At 67.5% G+C, this 542-nt stretch carries 1 protein-coding gene; it reads left to right on the top strand.

Annotated features, from left to right (window positions below):
* Nucleotides 1-542 (top strand): hypothetical protein (locus OEB96_RS00310; RefSeq protein ID WP_323137303.1); only part of this gene is annotated, 542 nt, incomplete at both ends.

A 542-nucleotide genomic window follows, 5' to 3' on the forward strand; every position in this document is an offset into this window, starting at 1 on the left:
GCCGCGTGGGACGAGGACGCGCGGATCCTGCTGCCGTCGCCGCACTACGAGGCACAAGAAGCAGTGGTGGTGGGCGACGACCTCGGAGTGCTGCACGCGTTCCAGCTCGACAGCGGCAACGAACTGTGGGGCTTCATCCCGCGGTTCCTGCTGCAGTCGCTGGCCGAGAAGGCGGCGATCGGTCCCGAGAGCTACGGCCAGCCCGACACGATCGAGGACCACCTCTATGGTCTGTCCTCCACCATCAACCGCGGCTGGGTGTTCGACGACACCGACCCCGACCCCGGGCAGCATCACTGGCGGCAGCTGGCGATCTTCGGCATGGGTGCCGGCGGTACCGAGCACGTGGTGCTCGACCTGTCGCACATGAGCCCGGTGTCGCCGCAGGGTCCGTTCGAGGTGGTGTGGACCACCGAGGACGCGGGGCTCAAGGCCGAGTACGACCTCTACAACGGCGAGACGTGGGCTCGTCCGGCGCTGGCCTATCACATTCCGTCGGAGGTCTCGACGCAGGCTCCCGATGCGTTCTTCGTGATGGGCAC

Origin of the sequence: Paraliomyxa miuraensis, from assembly GCF_026337845.1 — a bacterium.
GTDB lineage: Bacteria > Myxococcota_A > Polyangia > Nannocystales > Nannocystaceae > Paraliomyxa > Paraliomyxa miuraensis.